Annotated in this window: 17 protein-coding genes; 9 read left to right on the forward strand and 8 right to left on the reverse strand. The window is 47.1% G+C overall.

Annotated elements, in window-relative coordinates; all coding sequences use genetic code 11:
* The first annotated feature begins 160 nt into the window (after positions 1–160).
* The 5 genes from DP923_RS12105 to DP923_RS12130 all read left to right on the forward strand — a co-directional run bounded on the left by DP923_RS12105 (position 161) and on the right by DP923_RS12130 (position 7,943).
* Entirely contained in the window at positions 161–3,184 is a 3,024-nt protein-coding gene (locus DP923_RS12105) for an amidohydrolase family protein (protein WP_112306110.1), read from the forward strand.
* A gap of 83 nt (positions 3,185–3,267) precedes the next feature.
* Entirely contained in the window at positions 3,268–4,587 is a 1,320-nt protein-coding gene (locus DP923_RS12110; protein WP_112306111.1) for an amidohydrolase family protein, read from the forward strand.
* Between the two features lie 750 nt (positions 4,588–5,337).
* Positions 5,338–6,429: a flavin-containing monooxygenase gene (locus DP923_RS12120; RefSeq protein ID WP_112306113.1), complete on the forward strand. Its 1,092-nt coding sequence runs from the start codon at positions 5,338–5,340 to the stop codon at positions 6,427–6,429.
* A 61-nt stretch (positions 6,430–6,490) separates the two neighbouring features.
* Positions 6,491–7,348 carry a hypothetical protein gene (locus tag DP923_RS12125; protein ID WP_125047719.1) on the forward strand — a complete coding sequence of 286 codons (858 nt, stop codon included), beginning with the start codon at positions 6,491–6,493 and terminating at the stop codon, positions 7,346–7,348.
* Positions 7,349–7,466: 118 nt separating this feature from the next.
* Complete coding sequence (locus DP923_RS12130; protein ID WP_112306115.1) at positions 7,467–7,943, forward strand: META domain-containing protein; 477 nt, start codon at positions 7,467–7,469, stop codon at positions 7,941–7,943.
* A gap of 50 nt (positions 7,944–7,993) precedes the next feature.
* Here DP923_RS12130 and DP923_RS12135 read toward each other — a convergent pair whose 3' ends face one another.
* The 3 genes from DP923_RS12135 to DP923_RS12145 all read right to left on the reverse strand — a co-directional run bounded on the left by DP923_RS12135 (position 7,994) and on the right by DP923_RS12145 (position 11,266).
* Entirely contained in the window at positions 7,994–8,401 is a 408-nt protein-coding gene (locus DP923_RS12135) for a hypothetical protein (RefSeq protein ID WP_112306116.1), read from the reverse strand.
* A 347-nt stretch (positions 8,402–8,748) separates the two neighbouring features.
* A complete protein-coding gene (gene glgX, locus DP923_RS12140) occupies positions 8,749–10,878 on the reverse strand; it encodes a glycogen debranching protein GlgX (protein ID WP_112306117.1) in 2,130 nt (709 codons plus the stop codon).
* A 109-nt stretch (positions 10,879–10,987) separates the two neighbouring features.
* A complete protein-coding gene (locus DP923_RS12145) occupies positions 10,988–11,266 on the reverse strand; it encodes a GNAT family N-acetyltransferase (protein ID WP_112306260.1) in 279 nt (92 codons plus the stop codon).
* A 227-nt stretch (positions 11,267–11,493) separates the two neighbouring features.
* Here DP923_RS12145 and DP923_RS12150 point away from each other — a divergent pair, with 227 nt between their 5' ends.
* Entirely contained in the window at positions 11,494–11,928 is a 435-nt protein-coding gene (locus DP923_RS12150; protein WP_112306118.1) for a hypothetical protein, read from the forward strand.
* A gap of 21 nt (positions 11,929–11,949) precedes the next feature.
* Here DP923_RS12150 and DP923_RS12155 read toward each other — a convergent pair whose 3' ends face one another.
* On the reverse strand, positions 11,950–12,444 hold the full coding sequence (locus DP923_RS12155; protein ID WP_112306119.1) for a VOC family protein: 495 nt from the start codon (positions 12,442–12,444) through the stop codon (positions 11,950–11,952).
* A 205-nt stretch (positions 12,445–12,649) separates the two neighbouring features.
* On the opposite strand from DP923_RS12155, the gene coaA reads away from it, so the two are divergent.
* On the forward strand, positions 12,650–13,609 hold the full coding sequence (gene coaA, locus DP923_RS12160) for a type I pantothenate kinase (protein WP_112306120.1): 960 nt from the start codon (positions 12,650–12,652) through the stop codon (positions 13,607–13,609).
* A 47-nt stretch (positions 13,610–13,656) separates the two neighbouring features.
* On the opposite strand, the gene DP923_RS12165 is transcribed toward coaA, so the two are convergent.
* Positions 13,657–13,893 (reverse strand): DUF3820 family protein, encoded by a 237-nt coding sequence (locus DP923_RS12165; protein WP_112306121.1) that lies wholly within the window; start codon positions 13,891–13,893, stop codon positions 13,657–13,659.
* A gap of 2 nt (positions 13,894–13,895) precedes the next feature.
* Positions 13,896–14,342: a GNAT family N-acetyltransferase gene (locus tag DP923_RS12170; RefSeq protein ID WP_112306122.1), complete on the reverse strand. Its 447-nt coding sequence runs from the start codon at positions 14,340–14,342 to the stop codon at positions 13,896–13,898.
* A gap of 466 nt (positions 14,343–14,808) precedes the next feature.
* Between DP923_RS12170 and DP923_RS12175 the strand changes: the two genes are divergently transcribed.
* Positions 14,809–16,899, forward strand: coding sequence for a PAS domain-containing sensor histidine kinase (locus tag DP923_RS12175; RefSeq protein ID WP_239021020.1), 2,091 nt, complete (start codon positions 14,809–14,811; stop codon positions 16,897–16,899).
* 40 nt (positions 16,900–16,939) lie between these two features.
* Positions 16,940–17,341, forward strand: a complete 402-nt coding sequence (locus DP923_RS12180; RefSeq protein WP_125047721.1) for a response regulator — start codon at positions 16,940–16,942, stop codon at positions 17,339–17,341.
* A gap of 163 nt (positions 17,342–17,504) precedes the next feature.
* Here the strand turns inward: DP923_RS12180 and DP923_RS12185 are convergent, their stop codons facing one another.
* Entirely contained in the window at positions 17,505–19,703 is a 2,199-nt protein-coding gene (locus DP923_RS12185; protein ID WP_112306124.1) for a M3 family metallopeptidase, read from the reverse strand.
* A gap of 204 nt (positions 19,704–19,907) precedes the next feature.
* Positions 19,908–21,041: a sensor histidine kinase gene (locus tag DP923_RS12190; protein WP_112306125.1), complete on the reverse strand. Its 1,134-nt coding sequence runs from the start codon at positions 21,039–21,041 to the stop codon at positions 19,908–19,910.
* Between the last annotated feature and the right edge of the window lie 7 nt (positions 21,042–21,048).

Genomic DNA, 21,048 nt, shown 5'->3' on the forward strand with positions numbered 1-21,048 from the left:
TATAACCCCTTATTTATCCTGATTTTCAGCAATATTAAAGTCCAACCTCTAGCGAATATTAGCCAGGTTGATTATATTTGATTTACTGACTAAACCAAACAGGAAATTTCAACTCCAACCGAAACGAAACAATCCCTAAACTAATCTTAATCCCGAACGAATGAAGAAAATCTTAACCATTGCAGCCTGTCTGGCACTTGGTGCAGGCAATGTAATGGCGCAGGAGACTTTTCCGCGCAACGGCGTGTACGACGAACGCTCCGGCCTGGTCGCTTTCACAAACGCCACCATCCACACCGATTATAAAACCACAGTAACCAATGCCACCCTGCTGATCCGCAACGGCAAAGTGGAAGCTGTAGGCAAAAGCGTAAAAATTCCGGCTGGCGCTGTGGTAGTAGATGCCAAAGGCAAACACATTTACCCGGGCCTCGTGGATATGTACACCAGCTACGGCTTACCCGAAGTTAAAGCCGAGCGCGTAGGTTACGGCTCTGCCCCGCAACCGGAAACTGCCAAGCAAGGTGCCTTTAACTGGAACCAGGCCATCCGCCCAGAAACCAATGCAGTAGAGCTTTTCAAGGTAGATAAAAAAGAAGCCGAAGAGTTGCGCAAACTTGGTTTCGGAACGGTACTGGCTGTGCACCGCGATGGCATTGCACGTGGTACGGCATCGTTGGTAACGCTGGCCGGTAAACGCGAAAACGAAGTGGTGCTGAAAGACCGTGCCGCCGCCGCATTATCATTCGACAGAGGGTCATCCAAGCAGGATTACCCGAACTCGCTGATGGGTGCTGTTGCCTTGTTGCGCCAGACGTACCTGGATGCGCAATGGAACGAGAAAAACGCTGCCCGCGAGCAGAATATCTCCCTCAAAGCCTTCACTGAAGCCAATAAATTTCCGCAGATATTTGAAGTAACTGAAAAGCTGAATGTAATGCGTGCCGATAAAGTAGGCGACGAGTTTGGTAAGCAGTATATCATTAAAGGTGCCGGCGACGAGTACCAGATGATCAAGGAAATAAAAGAGACAAAAGCCCCGCTTATAGTAACGGTTAATTATCCGGATGCCTACAATGTAGAAGATCCGTATGATGCGCGCCGTGTATCGTTGGCGGAGATGAAGCACTGGGAAATGGCCCCTGCCAACGCTGCTATGCTGCACAACGCCGGTGTTACATTTGCCTTTTCTTCAGCCGATCTGAAAGATAAAAAAGACTTTTTACCTAACATCCGCAAAGCGATAAAGTATGGCTTGCCGCAGGAAGAAGCCTTAAAAGCCCTGACTGCAACGCCCGCTAAATTACTGCAGGCCGATAACATGGTAGGCAGCCTGAACGAAGGCATGCTGGCCAACTTCATCATCACGTCTGGTAACCTGTTTGCCGATAACAACCTGATTCTGGAAAACTGGGTGCAGGGCGAGCGCTACAAAGTAACCGATGTGCCTGCTGATTACCGCGGTGTTTATACCTTGAAAATCGGGCAGCAGCCGGACCGTAAACTGATGATTGCCGGAACCGCCGAAAAACCGGAGCTGAAAGTAATTGCCCAGGATACCGTGAAAGGAAATATCAGCTTTAAAGGCAACCTGGTAACGCTATCGTTTGCGCAGGATAAAAAGAACAAGCAAAGTATACGCCTGAGCGGTTGGTACGATGCCCAGAAAATGCAGGGCGAAGGCCAGTTGCCGGATGCCACAACCGTTAAATGGTCAGCGGCTTTATCAGAAGCCATGACCGACAAAGCCAAAAAAGACTCTGCTAAAGTTGCCGACAAAATTGCGCTGGGCGAAATGATCTATCCTTTTGCTGCGTACGGCCAGGCGGCCATGCCAAAGCAGGAAGCCATCCTCATCAAAAACGCCACCGTCTGGACAAACGAGAAGGACGGTAAACTGGAGAATGCCGATGTACTTTTAAAGAACGGTAAAATTGCTAAAGTTGGTAAAAACCTGTCGGAGTCCGGGGCACGTGTAATTGACGGAACAGGCAAGCACGTAACGCCAGGTATTATTGATGAACACTCGCATATTGCCCTTGATGGTGTAAATGAAGGCACCCAGGCTGTAACGTCAGAAGTGCGCATGCAGGATGTGGTGAACCACGAAGACATTAATATTTACCGCCAGCTTGCCGGTGGTGTAACTACTTCACAATTATTACACGGTTCTGCTAACCCGGTGGGTGGCCAGTCGGCTATTATTAAATTGCGCTGGGGCAAAAACCCGCAGGAGTTGTTAGTAGAAGGCGCTGACCAGTACATCAAATTTGCCTTAGGCGAAAACGTAAAACACTCTAACCGTAGCAATTTGCACAGCATCCGCTATCCGCAATCCAGAATGGGTGTGGAGCAGGTGTATGTAGATGCCTTTACAAGAGCGAAAGAGTACGACAAAGCCTGGAAAAGCTACAACAAATTATCGAAGCGCCAGCAAGGCAAAACAGCAGCCCCGCGCCGCGACCTGGAGCTGGAAGCACTCGCTGAGATCCTGAACGGAAAACGCTTTATCACTTGCCACTCTTATGTACAGTCAGAGATCAACATGATGATGAAAGTAGCTGACCAGATGGGCTTTAAAGTGAACACGTTCACGCACATCCTGGAAGGATACAAAGTAGCGGACAAAATGAAAGAACACGGTGCCGGCGGCTCAACCTTCGGAGACTGGTGGGCTTACAAAATGGAAGTGAAAGACGCGATTCCGCAGAACGCCAGCATCATGCACGAACAAGGCGTGGTAACCGCCATTAACTCGGATGATGCGGAAATGGCCCGCCGCCTGAACCAGGAAGCTGCCAAAAGCGTGAAGTATGCCGGTATGAGCGAAGAGGAAGCCCTGAAAATGGTAACCCTGAACCCAGCCAAATTACTGCACCTCGATAACCGCATGGGAAGCCTGAAGCCGGGTAAAGATGCCGACGTGGTACTTTGGAACAACCACCCGCTTTCGATTTATGCCAAGCCTGAAAAAACGTTTGTGGATGGCATTGCTTACTACGACCTGGAGCGCGACGAGCAACTGCGCCAGGACATGGAAAAAGAGCGCGTGCGTTTGATCCAGAAGATGCTGACTTCCAAAGCTGGTGGTGCCAGAACGCAGACGCCAGTTACCAGAAGAACCACAGTAGAGCATTGCGAGGAAGTAGAGCACTCTGAAGAAGATGCCTACCTGGCTTACTAAATAATTGTTGGTTGATGATTGCTTGTTGTTGAACACAGTTCACAGAATAAACAGCAATCTCAAGTATAAACTGATTCAAAATCATGAAAATAACAAAAAGATATATTGCCGCTTTTGCCGCCTTGCTTCTGAGCGTACCTGCCTGGGCGCAGGTACCGGCTCCGGCTGCCAAGCAAAGCAAACCGGTGTTGCTGAAAGGTGCTACGTTGCACGTGGGCAATGGCACGGTGGTAGAAAATGCCGCTGTCGGCTTCGATAACGGAAAAATAACCTATGCCGGCCCGCAAAGTGGCGCTAACCTGAACGGCTACGAAGTAGTGGATGTAACAGGACAGCACATTTACCCGGGTCTGATCCATACTAACTCCAGCCTCGGCCTGAACGAAATTGAAAGCGTACGAGCTACTATCGACTGGCGCGAAGTAGGTGATTTTAACCCGAACGTGCGTTCTGTGGTAGCATACAATACGGATTCAGATATCATCCCGACGATACGGGCAAACGGTGTTCTGATGACGCAGCTTACCCCGATCGGTGGTACAGTTTCCGGTTCATCGTCTATCGTACAGCTGGACGCCTGGAACTGGGAAGATGCGATTGTGAAAGCCGACGAAGGCCTGCACCTGAACTGGCCAGCGATGCTTATCGAAACCGGCAATGCTACACCAGACCCAAGGTTAAGAGGCCGTGCTGAAGCTCGTGAAGAGACCCTGAACCAGCTGGCAAAACTACTGCGCGATGGCGCTGTGTACAAAAGTGGCAAACACGACTCCGAAAACCTGAAACTGGCGGCGATGGCTGGTCTGTTTGATGGCACCAAAAAGCTCTACATTCACGCAAATTATGGCAAAGAGATCATCGAAGCTGTTAATTTTGTGAAGCCTTACGGTATAAAGGATATCGTAATTGTAGGTGCCCGTGATGCCATGGCCGTGGTGGATTTCCTGAAAGCGAATAACCTGTCTGTAATCTACTCTGGTGTGCACGCGTTGCCGGGCCGCTCCGAAGACGATGTGGACATGCCATACAAAACGCCTTATTTATTGCACAAAGCGGGCGTGCCGTTTGCACTGGATTATGACCTGAGTATCCACGGTATCCGTAACCTGCCGTTTATTGCCGGTACAGCTGCTGCTTATGGTTTGGATAAAGAACAGGCACTGGCTTCGGTTTCGTTGAACGCCGCTAAAATTCTGGGCATCGAAAAGCAGGCTGGTTCTGTGGAAGTAGGCAAAGATGCTACACTCGTAGTGTCGGCAGGTGACCTGCTGGATATGCGTACCAATAACGTTACGTCCGCTTTTATCCAGGGCCGCAAAATCGACCTGAACAACAAGCAGAAATTCCTGTACGACAAGTTCGATAACAAGTATAAGATCGACACAAAAGGTGTTGTGAACTAGGTTATATACTTTCTTATATTCTAAAAGAGCTGCTCTAACCGGGCAGCTCTTTTTTTTGTGTTTTGTGCAGTGAATCAAAGTATAAACCCAAAGAAAGTTACTGCAGCAAGAAGCTGTATAAGCTTCTAAAGTGAAATTGTTTTGGATGCCCTTGCTGCGTGTTTTCACCAGCAAGCACTAAAAGGTTCATGTATAGTTGCTGATGAAAACACCAACAACGGTGGGTTTTGTTACTATAAGCAAGAAAGCCAGTTAGCTTCTAAGTATAAAAGGATACTTCAATTCATTGAGGGGAAGGAAGCAGAAATGTTAACAGCTTGCATACTTTAACCCGCTCAACAGAAGTATGAATAAAAAAATCCCCCACACCTTTGCAGGCACAGGGGATTCACCAAACACTAACACAACTTATAAATTCTTCATTTTTGCTTCCACACTATCATAATTACCCTGTTGGATATTTACATTTGATAGTAGCAACATTGCAAAACTTGTTACTAAAGTATAAAATCCGGATTTGCTGTGCTAACAATATAGACAGACACCCGAAGTAACTCGACCAAGTTCAGACCTTGCTTTTTAACTGCTCAAAACCCTCGACCAAATGCAGGTAATCCTTACAAAAAGTATAAGATCAACGGTAACTCGCCACCAGATTTCAGAGTTTAAAAGATATAATGGAAGCGCTGCTCTGGGTTTATCGGGAAGCTGATTTAGGTTAACTTTACCTTTAAATTTAACACTGTAACCATGGAAACTGAAGTATATGATGTGCTCGTGATTGGGGGTGGCCAGGCAGGTCTGGCCATGGGCTACCACTTACAGAAAGCAAACTTAAACTTTGTGATTTTAGATGCAGGTAACGCCCTGGGAGAGAGCTGGCGCAAGCGATATGAATCGTTGCGGCTCTTTACGCCATCGCGCTACAATGGCCTGGCCGGTCTGCCTTTTCCGGGCACAAAAGATCGCTTTCCGGGGAAGAACGAAGTAGCCGACTACCTGCAGGAATATGCCCGCCATTTTAACTTACCTGTTTTGCTGCAGCAGCGTGCCGAAGAAGTATACAATGAAGCAGGCCAGCCGGATATTTTTACTGTACGAACAACGGCTAACCTGTTTTACGCCCGGCAGGTAGTAGTGTGCACGGGCGCTTTTCATCAGCCTAAAATACCAGCTTTTGCAGACCGCATAAACCCCGCCGTACAACAACTACACACAAGCCAGTACCAGACCCCGGCGCAATTACAACCCGGAAAAGTGGCTGTGGTGGGAGGAGGCAATTCCGGTGTGCAAGTGGCAGAGGAGCTGGTGCAGGCTGGCCGCGAAGTATACTTCTCTTTCCGGGGAAAACTGAAAAGCCAGGCCAATACCCCATTTTCGATGCAGTTGCTTTTTGCGAGCGGCCTGATGCATGCCGGCAAGTATAGCTGGGTAGGAAGTGCGGTTTACAGAAGGCCGGAAGCCATTATGAGCACTAACCTGAAAAGACTTTTTTCGCAGCCGAATATTAAACAGGTGGGTGCGGCTTTGCAGGTAGTTTCGGGTGGCCTGGTATGCGAAAAAGAGGCGTTAACAGATGTGGCAGCTATCATCTGGGCAACTGGCTTTAAATCTGATTTTAGCTGGATAAAATTGCCGGTAGTGGATATGATGGGCACGCCTGTGCACCAGCGTGGCATTACCAAAGTGCCGGGCTTATACTTTCTGGGTTTACCCTGGTTGCATAGCCGAAGTTCGGGTTTGCTGGGAGGTGTTTCGCGAGATGCTGCTTTCCTGGCTTCAGCAATAAAAAAACAGCACCAACAGCCGTATTCTAAAGCTGGAGTGGCACAGTTTGCCTAACGTTATGGCCTTTTACCCGTTTATAGAGATAGTTTACAATCAGCATATAAAAACTACACCTATGGAAAGAAACGAGCAGTATAACAACGACCAATACAACAGACGAAACCGTAACAGTAACCAAAACGAGGAAATGAACAACGCAAGTGGACGCTACAGATCTGGCGGCAACTACTACGGCATGTCTGATGCCCACGAAGCAAACCACAACGTGCGGCATACCAAAGGAGATAATTACAGCCAGAGCGCACCGGGCCCGGTAGGCGGGTACGGCGCCAGTAGCTACCGTGGCACCGAACAAGGCCAGTCTTACAGCAACCGTAACAGCGATAATTACAATGCCGGCTCGGGCTACTACCAGGGCAACAGCAATCGCCAGCACGAACATTACCGCTATGGCGACCCAAATGCTTACATGCAGGGGCAGCGCAATACACAATCCGGCCGTTCGGGCAACTCTGGTTACGACTACAACGAAGAAAGAGGCTATGGCACCACCGGCCAGCATTACAGTGGCAATTACCAGTCAGGCAACAATTCGGGGAACCAGTCTGACAACCGGTATAGCCGCCAGGACAACAGCTACCAGATGGATGGCGAAGGCCGACGCTACAACGAGTTTGCACGTGATGAGCAGCGCAGCTATAACCCCGGTAACATAGATATGTATCAGGGCCGCGATGATTTTAATTACAGCAGATCGGATAACGACTACGGTAGTAACCGCCGCGATAAGGGCAACCAGTATTTTGAAGGCGGATTTGATAACGATGATATCCGTTATGGTAATGCTGAAATACGCAATAGCAACAGCAGCCGCAATCAGAACCAGAACCGTACTTCCAGCCGCCGTTCCGGCCCGGATTACTCAGCTGATTCTCCGATAAGCGGGTTTGGCCAAAGCGACCTGAGAGGATAAGTATACTTTCTGTATAAATAAGAAAAGCCTGTAGCGTTTGTTACAGGCTTTTCAATTACAGAGAATAAATAGATTCTTTTTTTATCCGTTCAAGTATAAAGACACACAAAACACACTAATGAAAATATCAAGACTATACTTTCTGTTTATGTTGCTGCTGCTCGGTTCGGGATGCACACTTCAAAACAAAACGCTCAGCACAACCAACTCCACCCTTGTAGATTCTTACTGGTTACTGCTCTCGGTGGAAGGTGAAGATTTGCAGGGGCCAACCGATACCCGAACGGCTTACATCAGATTTGAAGCAAACGAGAACGATATTAATGGTTTTACCGGCTGCAACCGCTTTTTCGGGAAGTATGCGCTGACAGATTCAACTGTAAAACTGACTAACATTGGCTCTACCCGGATGGCATGCCCTAACAACCAACTCGAAAGCAAATTCCTGAGTGTATTGGAGCGTGCCACCTCGTATACAACAGCAGGCGATGTACTCACTTTTTACGCAGCGGGCAAAGCAATTGCTACCTTCCGGGCCGGCCAGCAGCAGGACCAGGAAATAATTAACCGCGTAAATCCACCAGGCAACAATTAAGCAGCAAGCAACATCAAACCTAAGCTGGGTTTATACTTTGCAAAGTATACTTAACTGGTTTTCAGGAGGAGTTCGTTAAACTTTTCGAGCAGGGCAATGTACTTGCGTTGCAATAGCACAAGTTCGCTTTCGTGTTCTGCCGGAGAGGATAGTTGCGGTTTTGGCGCTTCGTCCGGTTCGCTGTCGAAAGGCAGCTGCAGGTTGTTGATGACTTGTGCCTGTGGCAACGGCGGTTCTTTTTTTACACTTTTACTCAGATGCGGGAATTCCTGTGAGAAATCGTGGTGAATGACTTCGCCTAGCCGAAGTATAAAACTGTACGGTATACTGGATTCTTTAAATTTATTATAGAGCGTTTTACGGCTAACTCCCACTTTTTCGGCTACAATGCCAATTGCTACGCCACTTGCTTTGATGGCTTCTTTTATAATTTCTCCCCGGTGTGCAGTTGCTTTCATCACGTTACCAGCTTAATTTGTGTAATACTGTTGCAAGTATACAAAATCAGGTAATATACAGGTAGATGTTGTGTATAAATTGCTGCTTTTGTGGATAAATTTTCGGACTGTTTGTAAAGGACGGGCTGCAATTATTACTCAAAAACTGGGAGCTGCACATTTTTTATACTTTGCGCTGCAGTTGACAGGAAATTATACTTCAACCATTATGTGCAAATTGGTGCTAACATGCAGAAAAGCAGCTTAACAAGTCATTTGAAAGTATAAACAGCGTCAAAATCAAAGTATAAAAAAGGCCGCTTACTTAGTTAAAGTAGGCGGCCTTTTTAATTTGAAAGTATAAACCTCTAGCTCTGTAACGGATGGTGCAGCACGACAATGGAGCGACCGCTTACGTTAATGGTTTCGGTATACGGAATGCTCTCTTCTTCAATGCGGTTCTCGCTTGTATCCAAGATCTTGGTCCAGTTGGTGCCATACTTTTTAGGCGGCAGTTTATACTCTAATGGCTCGTGGTAGGCGTTAAAGATCACATAAAAGCTGTCGTCCATGATAGGTTCGCCGGTTGCCGTTTTAGTACGCAGGCCGCGCCCGTTCAGGTAAACAGCCAGCGATTTGGCATAATCGTGGTCCCAGTGTTCATCGGTCATTTCAGTGCCTTCCGGCAAAAACCAGGCAATATCTTCCAGGCCAACGCCTTTTATCGGCAACCCCTGAAACCAGCGGTGACGGCAGAACACCGGATGGTCTTTGCGCAGTTTTATCAGCTTACGGGTAAACTCCAGCAGTTCCTTATCAGCTTCCTCCCAGTTTAACCACGAAATTTCGTTGTCCTGGCAGTAGGCGTTGTTGTTCCCTTTCTGCGTTCTGCTGATCTCGTCTCCGGCTACCAGCATCGGCACGCCCTGCGATAAAAATAAGGTAGTTAGTAAATTACGCTTCTGTTGCTGGCGCAGCTTGTTTATTTCCTCATCATCGGTAGGGCCTTCCACGCCACAGTTCCAAGAGCGGTTATGGCTTTCGCCGTCGTTGTTATCTTCGCCGTTTTCAATATTATGCTTCTCGTTGTACGATACCAGGTCGTTTAGTGTGAAACCGTCGTGCGCAGTGATAAAGTTTATACTTGCGGTCGGCCTTCTGTAGTCGTCTTTATACAGATCTGAGCTTCCGGTGAAGCGCTCGGCAAACTCAGCCAGCATACTATCGGCGCCGCGCCAGTAATCCCGGATACAATCCCGGTACTTGCCGTTCCACTCGGTCCAGCCTGCCGGGAAGTTGCCCACCTGGTAGCCGCCTTCGCCAATATCCCAGGGTTCAGCAATTAATTTTACCTGCGATATAACAGGGTCCTGGTTAATAATATCGAAGAACGATCCCAGTTTATCCACGCCATGCAGCTCGCGGGCAAGTGTAGAAGCCAGATCAAAACGGAAACCATCCACGTGCATCTCCAGGATCCAATAGCGCAAACTATCCATGATCAACCGGAGCACATTGGGCATGGTCGTGTTCAGGGTATTGCCGGTGCCGGTATAATCCATGTAGAAGCGCTTGTCGTCTTCCGTCAGTCTATAATAAGAGGCATTGTCTATCCCTTTAAAAGACAGCGTCGGGCCCATGTGGTTGCCTTCGCCGGTGTGGTTATACACTACATCCAGTATCACTTCGATGCCTGCTTTGTGTAGCGCCTTCACCATTTCCTTGAACTCGGTTACCTGCCCGCCCATGGTACCGCTACTCGAATACCGCACATCCGGCGCAAAAAAGCCAATTGAATTATAGCCCCAGTAATTGGTCAAGCCTTTTTCAACGAGGTAGCGGTCTGTGATAAAATGGTGCACCGGCATCAGCTCGATGGCTGTAATACCCAGTTCTTTTAAATAATTGATCGTAACCGGATGGCCAAGTGCAGCATAGGTTCCCCTGATTTCCTCGGGTATATCCGGGTGTTGTTTGGTGAAGCCTTTTACGTGCGTCTCGTAAATTATACTTTTATGGTAAGGAATTTTAGGCGACGTATCCTGCTGCCAATCAAAGCTCGGATCGATTACGACGGATTTCGGAATATAAGGTGCGCTGTCGGTTTCGCTGAAACTCGAATCTTCGTCTTCGTGGCCTACTTCGTATCCAAAAAGCGAGTCGTGCCAATCTATAGTGCCGGATATGGCTTTGGCATAAGGGTCGAGTAAAAGTTTGTTGGGGTTAAAGCGGTGCCCGTTTTCCGGTTCGTAAGGCCCGTGTACCCGGTAGCCATACAGTTGGCCGGGTTTCATATCAGGGACATAGGCGTGCCATACCTGGTGCGTGCGCTCTGTTAATTTTACACTAACCGAAGCGTTATTTTCCTCTTCAGAAGAAAAAAAACATAGCTCCACATCGGTTGCATTTTCGGCGTGCAGGGCAAAGTTAACACCTTTGCCATCGTATGTAGCGCCTAAAGGGTAGGGGCTGCCTGGGTAAACAGTCATTTTGTTCATAGCGGTTGCCCGGTTATAGCGGGTTTTGAGAAAGTATAAAGCTTAAAATCTTACACGTTTACGTGTAAAAACTAAAAACAGACCAGCCTGCGTACGCGATAAGTATAACTTAAAGCAACAGGTGGTTATGCTGTGGGTTTTTACTCAGGTAATTGGCTGCGGCAGGGCAGGTTGCCTTTACCTTCAGGTTGTTGTCGGATGCGTAACGCATGCCTGCTTCCATTAATACGCCAACCAGGCCTTGCCCGCGTGCCGACTGCGGCACAAAAGTATGCGTAAAGTCGATCTGGTCCGGCGATGGAGTGGCATAGGCCAGTTCAGCTTCTTCGTTATCCAGTTTAATTGTAAACTGCTGATATTTAGTGTCGTGTTCTACGTTATGTGCCATCTTTTTTTTAACTTGAAATACGTAGCGCGCGAAACGATGTTTGCTAGGGCCATCATTCAAAATCCTGTACAGGCTGTTTCGCTTTACGGTCACTGCAAACATCACATAGAACCATAACCGGAAAGTATACTTTTGCTCAATCTGTTAAGTATAAATACATGCCTTAAATAGGTATAACCAATTGTTTGTGAGTTAGGTATAATATCAGTTAGCTAAAACTTAATCCGATGGCAGAACTGCTTGAATTGTCTGTTGTATATGATACCAAATTCATGTCGATGACGTATTGCGAGAACAACAAACTGCTTTGGGGCAAGTGGATCGGCGCTATTCCGAGCGATATCTTAAGAAAGGAAATGCTCCATACCTGCGATTTCTTACTTGAAAAGAAGGTAGAACTCATTCTTACAGATTATTCCAGGTTACAGCCTCCCAATATGTCGGACCAGGTCTGGATTGCAGAAAATACCACCAGGAGATTAATAAACAGCGCCATCAGAAGAATAGCTTCCATTCAATCTTTCGATCTGATACAACAACAGGTAATGGACTCCATTATTACAAGAAGCTACAAAATAGATAGTATTCCCTGGGTTGTTCAGAATTTTATTTCCGTGGAGCCTGCCATCCACTGGCTCCTGACCGGCGAAGATATTTCGTAGCAAACTAATAACTTTATACTTTCATTTCAGTTCGTCCAGCAGGCTTTGCAGGTCCAGGGGGCGGGTATACATTTCCAGGGAGCCATCCGGTTTTTGTGGCCATGCTTCTTTCTGCCTGTCCCAGTATAATTCTACGCCATTCTGATCAGGGTCGGATAGGTAAAGCGCCTCTGAAACGCCGTGGTCTGAGGCGCCATCCAACGGATATTTTGCATCAACAAGGCGCTTAAAAATAACTGCCAGGTCTTTGCGGGTGGGGTAAAGTATAGCAGTATGGAAAAGCCCTGCGCTACGGACCGATGCCGGCTGTGCACCTTTGCTGTACCAGGTATTCAGGCCGATGTGGTGGTGGTAGCCTCCCGCCGAAATAAAAGCGGCATCGGTGCCATACATGGTGGTCAGTTCGAAACCCAGCAGGTCGCAGTAAAAGGCAAGGGCACGGTTAAGATCGGCTACTTTTAAATGCACGTGCCCGATCTGTGTTAAGGCCGGTACGGTATAGGGTGCTTTCTCCATAAAAACAAAGTATAAAAAGTATAAACATCGGGGCATGCTCCGGGGTTATCTACGGTTAAAGTATAAATAGGGTGGTTTTAGCTGCTCTGTCAGCTGTAATGCCACTTTTTATACTTGCTCTGGCTTCTGTTTAAAGTACATTTTTTAAACTTACAGAAGCTGGGATGTACAGGATGGCAGTAATTTAATTAGTTTTGCCGCTTATATGACAAACTTGACCGGACACGGAAAGAAGTATTCGCCTTACATAACCCTTACGCGGGAAGCTTGGGCGGCATACGGAGAAAGTTGGGAAGTGCCAGCCCTAAAGCAGGATATCTGGGAAAGCCACGCACTAAACGAGCCCCTTACCCTGCAGGAGATACAGGAAGTATACCTGCCGCTTTCTCACTTTCTGGATATCTACATTGCCAATGCCCGCAAGCTGCACGAAGAATCGAGCCGGTTCCTGGATAGCAGGGTGCGCAAAATGCCCTACGTTATTGGCATTGCAGGAAGCGTGGCCGCCGGCAAAAGCACCACTGCGCGCGTCTTGCAAAAGCTTTTATCGGAGCTGCCGGGTGCGCCTAAAGTAGAGCTGGTTACAACAGATGGTTTCCTGTTTCCGAACAAAGTGTTGCAGACCAATAACGCCATGAACCGCAAAGGCTTTCCGGAAAGTTATGATATCAGGAGCCTGATCCGTTTCCTGGCCGATCTCAAATCCGGGAAGAAAAAAATTGTAGTGCCTACCTATTCGCATCTAGAGTATGATGTGCTGCCTGGCCAGGGGCAAACCCTCGAATCGCCGGATATTGTAATAGTGGAAGGCGTAAATGTATTGCAGGTGCGGCCAACGCAGGGCCAGAAGGACCCGGCCATTTTCGTTTCTGATTTCTTTGATTTTTCGATCTACGTACACGCCGACGAGCGCCATTTGCAGCAATGGTACATCGAGCGGTTCGAGTCGTTGCGCCAGACGGCGTTTCAGGACCCGCTGTCATACTTCCATCGGTATGCGGCCATGTCAGAAGATGAAACAGTTGCGTTCGCGGTCAAGATCTGGACTGAGATCAACAAGCCCAATCTCGAAAAAAATATACTGCCGACCCGTTACCGCGCCAACCTGATACTGGAAAAAGACGCCAGCCACCAGATCAAAACCATCAGCATCCGGAAAACTTAAGCGCCGGTTTATACTTTAAAAATAGTTCGTTGCGCCCCAAATATAGATTACCGGTTTATACTTCGTTTAAGCGGCGTAAGCAGTTGTTCGAGCCCGTTGATCTTTATTTCGTAGATGGTGGCCAGTTGCATCCCAAGCTTGCCGGCCGGAAAACCCTTCTGACTAAACCACTCCAGGTACGAAACCGGCAGATTGCAAAGCACCGTATCTTTATACTTGCCAAAAGGCATTTTCATGGTAACTAGGCTTTTCAGTATTTCCGGGTCGGGTCTGTTGGCTTCCATGGTTAAGCTTTTAACATCGAGATGTGATCGATGCCGTCTTCATCGTATACTTCGCTGCACTGCTCAAACCCGAACTGCTCGTAAAATTTCTTAGCATACAGCTGCGCACCAATCTTGATCGGGCCTTCCCCGAAAATGCGGTAACATTCGGTTATTGCAAAGGCTACTAATTGCTTGCCTATACCTGTGCCACGCACCGCACCGCTGCTGATAATACGCCCGATGGACATCTGCTCATAGGCCAAACCTGGCGGCACCAAGCGGGCAGTTGCGACAATCCCGTTGTTTTGGTAAAAGGCGATGTGGTAGCATTGCTGGTCTTTGTTATCCAGATCCAGGAAAACACAGGTTTGCTCTACCACAAAAACTTCGCTCCGTAGTCTTAAAATATCGTAAAGTTCGTGGTTCGAGAGTTCTTCAAAGCTTTTGGAAACTATGGTTAAGCTCATAAATGGAGGCGGTAAATAGGGTAAGTAATGAAATAAAGCAAGCTTACAGGTTTTGTAAAGTTACCACGCAGCCTGTAGGTATCAAAACGCAGGCACTTTTTCTGGTTATGAAATTATATCAAACTGTGTTTTAAGAGTAATAACTTAATTATCAGTGCTATACTTGATGTGCAAACTGTGCGTTATACATTACTTGGATAACCTAAAGCCGTTAATACTTTTGTCAGCGACGCTTAAAAGTAGGTATAGTTTGCTCAAGAGCACAGCTTGTTTAAAAGTCTCCGGATAATTCCTGCATAAATTATCTTTAAATTAGTGGACGTATTACGGCAGTATCTTTTGTGCTGGTTTATCGTTACAATTCTACACCTGAAACAGCAGGTTAAATTCACCTCAATTATAAAAAACAGCCACAGGCTTTATGAGTAATTCAAATTTGGCAGCAGCGAGGCCCTCCTCTGATACTGTGTATAGTATTTTGGATGGCGGAGGTGAAATGGGAGCGAGGATGCGTGCTTATGATTGGGATGCTCATCCGTTAGGTTCTCCTGATAACTGGCCGCAAAGTCTTAAAATTAATATCAGGCTCCTGTTAAACTCAGGTTTTCCTATGTTTTTCTGGTGGTCTGAGGATTTGTACATGTTCCACAACGATGCCTATCTGCCTGCGCTTGGCAAAAAGCACCCGAAAGCACTCGGTGCGAAGGCAAACGAGATGTGGGCCGAAGTATGGAACGAACTGGGCTTGCTGGTGGAAAAAGTAATCAAAAATGGCCAGACTGTATATGAAGAGGCATTACGCCTTGTTTTGCAGCGAAAAGGCTTTCTGGAAGAAACCTACTGGACTTTTTCGTACAGCCCGGCTTACAACGATGCCGGAAAAATTGAGGGTGTTTTCTGTGCCTGCTTCGAGGTAACCAAATCGGTAGTTACCCAGCGCAGGTTAAAAACCATGAAGGATATTTCGGATACCATGGCGCAGGTAAAGACGCAGGAACAAGCCTGCGAAACCGCCTGCATCGTTTTACGTGATAACCAGGCGGATATTCCTTTTGGTTTGATCTATCTGCTTAACAGCGATGGGACAGAAGCCAGGCTGATGGGCCAGACGGGTACAAAGTTGCCACCAGCCAATGCCCTTAAAATAGACATCGGCAGTTCCGTAGCAGAGGATATGTGGCAACTGAATAAGGTTTTCATAGAACGCCAGCCTATCCTGCTCGAATCCATGCATACCCGCTATACTTCTGTTTCAGAACACGACGAGAACAATGAAACTGTGGAGCAGGCAGTAATACTTCCCATTCTGAGGCCAGGCCAGAACCAGGTGATCGGCTTTTTTATTGCAGGCTTAAATGCAAATCAGGAATATAATACTGATTATTTAAACTTTTATTCTCTGCTGGTAGGCCAGGTAGCTACCGCCATTACAAACGCACAGGATAAACAGGAAATAGCCCGTCAGCAAATGTTCCTGACAGAGCTGTTTCTGCAGGCACCCGTTGCGATCGGGATTATGAGGGGGCCTTTGCACATTATTGAACTGGCAAACCCCAATATTTGCAGGCTATGGGGTCGCCAGTCCGAAGATGTACTCCGAAAACCGGTAATGGATGCTTTGCCCGAATTGCGGGACCAGGGTATAAAAGAATTACTGGATGGCGTGCTGGCATCAGGTAAACCGTATATCAATAACGAGCTGCCCGTTACGCTCGAGCATGAAGGCGTGCTGCAGCAAATGTATTTTAACATTGTTTACCATCCGCTCCGCGATGCAGAAGGGGTGATTTCCGGGGTAATTGCCATCGCCATTAATGTAACGGAACAGGTAACTACCCGCCACAAAATCGAAAAAATGAATACCGAGTTGCTGGCGACCAACGCCGACCTTGATAATTTCGTTTACTCTGCCTCCCACGACCTGAAAGCGCCTATTTCGAACATCGAAGGGCTGATGAGAGAGTTGGTAGAATACCTGCCGGCCTCAACATTAGAGCAGGAGGTGGTACAAAAGCTATTAGAACTGATCCATTCGTCTGTCGATCGTTTTAAGCGCGCTGTTACCGACCTGACCGAAGTGGCCAAGATACAACGCGAAGCAGGCGAAGATGTAGCTGCTATTAACCTGGCTGATGTGGTAAACGAAGTAATACTAGATTTCGAAACCATTGCTAACACATCAAATGCCGTTATCCATTTAGACATGGAGCCGGGCGTTGCGATTCAGTTTTCAGCAAAAAACAGCAGAAGTATTGTTTATAACCTGATCAGCAATGCGTTAAAGTATAAATCGCCGGACCGACAACCTGAAATTACCGTAAAAACCGAGACCAGGCCTGGCTTTGTAGTTTTAACAGTAGCCGATAATGGACTCGGTATTGACATGGCTGATAAAAATAAAATATTTTCGATGTTCAAACGCCTGCACGATCACGTAGAAGGGTCTGGGATCGGTTTGTATATTGTAAAAAGGATTGTGGAGAACGCAGGCGGTAAAATTGAAGTAGAAAGCGAACTGGGCCACGGTACCACGTTCCGGATATACTTTAAAAGATAACTAGTTGCAAGTGCAAGAGAGAACAATCAGAAGGAGCGACATGAGAAAAATAGCATCTATTTTACTTATAGATGATGATGATGCAACAAACTTCATCAATAAATTACTGATTAACAGGTTAAGTATAACTAATGAGCTTTTAGTGGCTAAAAACGGCAAAGACGCTCTGAAGCTGCTGGAAGATTGTGCCTCAAACAAAAGCCTTATCCCGGATCTTATTCTGCTGGATATAAACATGCCTGTGTTGGATGGTTTCGGTTTTCTGAACGCTTTTCAGGATATGGATTGCCCTGGCAAAGAAGATACCCTGATTGCGGTGCTGAGTACTTCACTTAACCCCAAGGACCTGGAGCGGGTACAAAAGGCCGGTGTCCAGGTTTTCCTGAACAAGCCACTTACCAAAGAATCGCTTATAGACTTAGTAACGACTTATATGGGGTAAGCTCCCGTTTATACTTTCAGGAAGCTGTAGGTATAAGCTATACTTGCAGGTAGGTGTTCGTGAAGTATAAAGTCAGCTCAAACTATAAATTCATACCTTGTACAAAAAGAAAAAGCCCTTGCAACATTAGCTGCAAGGGCTTTTATACTTTAAACCAGCTTTTTTATTTTTTTGAAGCCGGTTTAGGAGCAGCGAAACCACGATCACGCATCAGCGCATCTATTTTGGCGTCGCGGCCACGGAACAGTCTGTAAGCTTCGGCTGGGTCCATGGAGTTGCGTGGCGCAAACAGGTATTTTACCAGGCGGGCTGCCACTTCTTTATCGTAGTAACCGCCCGGCGCTGCTTCAAACGCTTCAGATGCATCCGAAGTAAGCACATCGGCCCACATGTAACCGTAATAAGCGGTAGCATAACCTTCGCCTGAGAACACGTGCCCGAAGTGCGGCGAACGATGGCGCATCACCACTTCTTTTGGCATCTTCATGGCTGCCAGTGTTTCTCTTTCAAACTTATCAGCATCCATGTTCGTTGGGTCAGCTAAATGGAATTTCATATCCATCAGGGCAGAAGCCAGGTATTCTGTTGTTTCGAAGCCCTGGTTAAACGTAGCCGCTTTGTTGATCTTGGCAACCAGTGCAGCCGGCATAACTTCGCCTGTTTTGTGGTGCTTCAGGAACTGGTTGATCACTTTATCAGTCGATAACCAGCGCTCCAGTAACTGGCTCTGGAACTCGGTGTAATCTCTTACGCCACCGTTCAGGGTTGGGTACTTTACGTTAGACGACAGGAAGTGCAGCGCGTGGCCAAACTCATGGAAAAACGTGGTTGCATCATCCCAGGAAACCAGAACAGGCTCGCCCGGAGCAGGCTTCACGAAGTTTGAGTTGTTTGAGGCCAGCACGGTTTTCTTCCCATCAAATGTGGTATGGCTGCGATAGGCATTTGCCCATGCGCCGGAGCGCTTGCCCTGGCGTGCAAACGGATCCAAATACCAAAGCCCGATGTGCTCGCCGGTTGTTTTATCAGTTACTTCCCATACTTTCACATCCTCCTGGTAAACCGGAACCGTACCTTCGGCAACCGGCGTGAATTTAAAGTTGAACAACTCGCCTGCTGTATAGAACATGGCCTGTGTCAGGTTGCCCAGTTCCAGGTACTGTTTTACTTCATCAGAGTTGAGATCATACTTTTGCTTGCGTACTTTCTCGGCATAATAGCGGTAATCCCAGGGTTCGATCGTGATCTTGGTTTTACTGGTAGCGTTCGCAATTTTCTGCATATCGGCTACTTCCTCTTTTACGCGGGCCGTAGCGGCGGGCCAAACGGCCATCATCAGCTCCATGGCAGCTTCCGGGGTTTTAGCCATACGGTTTTGCAAACGCCATTCCGCATAGTTTTTATAGCCCATCAGCTTCACGCGCTCGTTGCGCAGCTGCAGTATTTTGGCAATGTTGGCATTATTATCATGCTCATCGCCGTTATCGCCGCGCGAGTAATAGGTTTTCCATACTTTCTCACGCAGCGCACGCTCATCCGAATAGATCAGGAACTGGTCCATGCTGGAGCGCGTGTTGGTTACGGCGTACTTGCCTTCCTGGCCACGGTCTGCAGCAGCTTTGGCGGCCGCTTTTACAAAAGACTCCGGCAAACCGCTCAGCTGGTCTTTGGTCAGGTAGGTTACATATTTTTCTTCATCTGCTAAGGTGTTGTTACCGAAGGCAGTGTACAGCGACGAAAGCTCTTTGTTGATAGCGGCATAGCGTTGTTTGGCAGCAGCATCCAGATCAGCGCCTTCCATGGCAAAGCCTTCGTATACCAGTTGCACCACGCGTTGCTGATCGGCTGGCAACGGGTTTTTCTGGGAGTTTTCGTAAACGGTTTTGATGCGCTGGAATAACTTTTCGTTCTGGTTTATTTTAGAAGAGAACTCAGATATCTTAGGTGCCATCTCTGCCTGAATTGCTCTGAACTCAGGTGTAGACATGTTGCTGCCCCATATACCGTAGTAAGTAAACGCTCTGCCCAGTTCTTCGCCTGCTTTTTCCATCGCCTCTATCGTGTTTTCGAATGTAGCAGGAGCCGGGTTGTTGGCAATTGCTTCAATCTCGGCCAGGTTCATGGCCATCCCTTTTTCCATCGCTGGTTTCAGGTCGGCGAGGTTCATTTTATCGAAAGCAGGAACGCCTCCGTATGGGCCGGTCCACTCAGCCAGCAACAGGTTATCTATCTTTTTTTCTGTCTGCATGGCAGTTTCTGTCTGGGTAGGAGTTTGTGTGGGCTGCACCGAAGTACAGCTTGCCAAAGCCAGTACCATCAGGATACCTGATTTTTTGCCGGCTTTTATCATCTGATCTTTCATAAATAGGGTTAAATAATTAAAAAGATACCGCTTTATGTAATTGGTAGCCCAAGATACTAAAAAATAGGTAAACCGGATTTTGGTACCTTGCTGGTAAGGTATAAAGTTGCTGACTTATACTATAAAACAAGTATGTCTGAAGTATAAAAAACAAAACCCCTGCAAATACGATCTGCAAGGGTTTAAAAGAAGCCCGGAACAGGCTTATGTCGTTTGTTTGGCTTTAACTGTTTTGGTTCTCAGGTATACCTGGAACTCAGAGCCTTTGCCTGGTTTGCTGGTTACTTTTATTTTGCCGCCCGCATTCTCGATAATCTTCTTTACCAGGTATAAACCGATGCCGGTGCCTTCCACCTCTTTTTTGTAGCGGGTGTAGGGCGTAAAGATCGCTTCTTTCTTTTCGGGTGCGATGCCTATGCCGTTATCTTTTACAGAGATCAGCACGTAGCCTTTCTTATGCTCGGTTTTGATAAAGATTTCCGGTGCGCGGTCAGGTGATTTATAATTGATGGCGTTGATGAGCAGGTTATAAAGTATACTTCGCAGGTTTTTGCGCGAGAACTTAATTTCAGGTACGCCAATACTTATATCGATAACAGCTTTGGATTGGTTGATCTTATCCTTTACGGTCATCTCAACTTCTTTAAAGATGTTCTCGAAAACAACTACCTCCTGCACATCTTTATAATTGCCTTCTATCTTGGCTATATCCGAGAGTTCATCAATTATTTTCCGCATCGATTTTACGGAATCGCCCAGCATCGCGGCAATTTCCTTGTGTTCATCATCGTAAACGCCATGCTTTTCTGTAAGGTCTTCTGCTGTTTTTACCAGCAAAGTCACCAGGCCTTCGATGTTGGCGAGGGGGGCTTTCAGGTCATGGGAAACCGAATAAATAAATGTTTCGTGCGAGGCATTTAGTTTTTCCAGTTCCCGCAGGTTTTTCATGCGGCCCGAAATATCGATAAAGGTGATGATAACGCCGTTGGTGCGGTTTTCCTTTTTGATGATATAAGGAATGATGTTCATTTGAAACCACCTTTTATCATCTGTCTGGATTTCTTTTTCGAAGATCTCGCCTGCTTTTATTACTTCCTTTATATTCTCGAGAATGGTGGAGTAGCGGATGTGATCAACCATCTCGGCCATGTGTTTGCCCACATCCGATGGCGAGAAGCTGAACTGCTTCATGGCCGGAGGAGTAAACTTGCGGAGAATCAGGTCAGCATCAACAAAAAGCTGTGGAATAATAGTATTTGTAAAATAGTTTTCCAGCTCATCATTCAACTCAATAAGTTTTGTAATTTGCTGTATACTTCCTTTTTCTGGCTGAGCCATTTTAGAG

Source organism: Pontibacter arcticus, from assembly GCF_003284895.1.
GTDB classification, from domain to species: Bacteria; Bacteroidota; Bacteroidia; order Cytophagales; family Hymenobacteraceae; genus Pontibacter; species Pontibacter arcticus.

Bases quoted from the DNA above. Each gene is read 5' to 3' on its own strand.
- DP923_RS12105 (WP_112306110.1), top strand. From the start codon at position 161: ATGAAGAAAATCTTAACCATTGCAGCCTGTCTGGCACTTGGTGCAGGC.
- DP923_RS12110 (WP_112306111.1), top strand. From the start codon at position 3,268: ATGAAAATAACAAAAAGATATATTGCCGCTTTTGCCGCCTTGCTTCTG.
- DP923_RS12120 (WP_112306113.1), top strand. From the start codon at position 5,338: ATGGAAACTGAAGTATATGATGTGCTCGTGATTGGGGGTGGCCAGGCA.
- DP923_RS12125 (WP_125047719.1), top strand. From the start codon at position 6,491: ATGGAAAGAAACGAGCAGTATAACAACGACCAATACAACAGACGAAAC.
- DP923_RS12130 (WP_112306115.1), top strand. From the start codon at position 7,467: ATGAAAATATCAAGACTATACTTTCTGTTTATGTTGCTGCTGCTCGGT.
- DP923_RS12135 (WP_112306116.1), bottom strand. From the start codon at position 8,401: ATGAAAGCAACTGCACACCGGGGAGAAATTATAAAAGAAGCCATCAAA.
- glgX (WP_112306117.1), bottom strand. From the start codon at position 10,878: ATGAACAAAATGACTGTTTACCCAGGCAGCCCCTACCCTTTAGGCGCT.
- DP923_RS12145 (WP_112306260.1), bottom strand. From the start codon at position 11,266: ATGGCACATAACGTAGAACACGACACTAAATATCAGCAGTTTACAATT.
- DP923_RS12150 (WP_112306118.1), top strand. From the start codon at position 11,494: ATGGCAGAACTGCTTGAATTGTCTGTTGTATATGATACCAAATTCATG.
- DP923_RS12155 (WP_112306119.1), bottom strand. From the start codon at position 12,444: ATGGAGAAAGCACCCTATACCGTACCGGCCTTAACACAGATCGGGCAC.
- coaA (WP_112306120.1), top strand. From the start codon at position 12,650: ATGACAAACTTGACCGGACACGGAAAGAAGTATTCGCCTTACATAACC.
- DP923_RS12165 (WP_112306121.1), bottom strand. From the start codon at position 13,893: ATGGAAGCCAACAGACCCGACCCGGAAATACTGAAAAGCCTAGTTACC.
- DP923_RS12170 (WP_112306122.1), bottom strand. From the start codon at position 14,342: ATGAGCTTAACCATAGTTTCCAAAAGCTTTGAAGAACTCTCGAACCAC.
- DP923_RS12180 (WP_125047721.1), top strand. From the start codon at position 16,940: ATGAGAAAAATAGCATCTATTTTACTTATAGATGATGATGATGCAACA.
- DP923_RS12185 (WP_112306124.1), bottom strand. From the start codon at position 19,703: ATGAAAGATCAGATGATAAAAGCCGGCAAAAAATCAGGTATCCTGATG.
- DP923_RS12190 (WP_112306125.1), bottom strand. From the start codon at position 21,041: ATGGCTCAGCCAGAAAAAGGAAGTATACAGCAAATTACAAAACTTATT.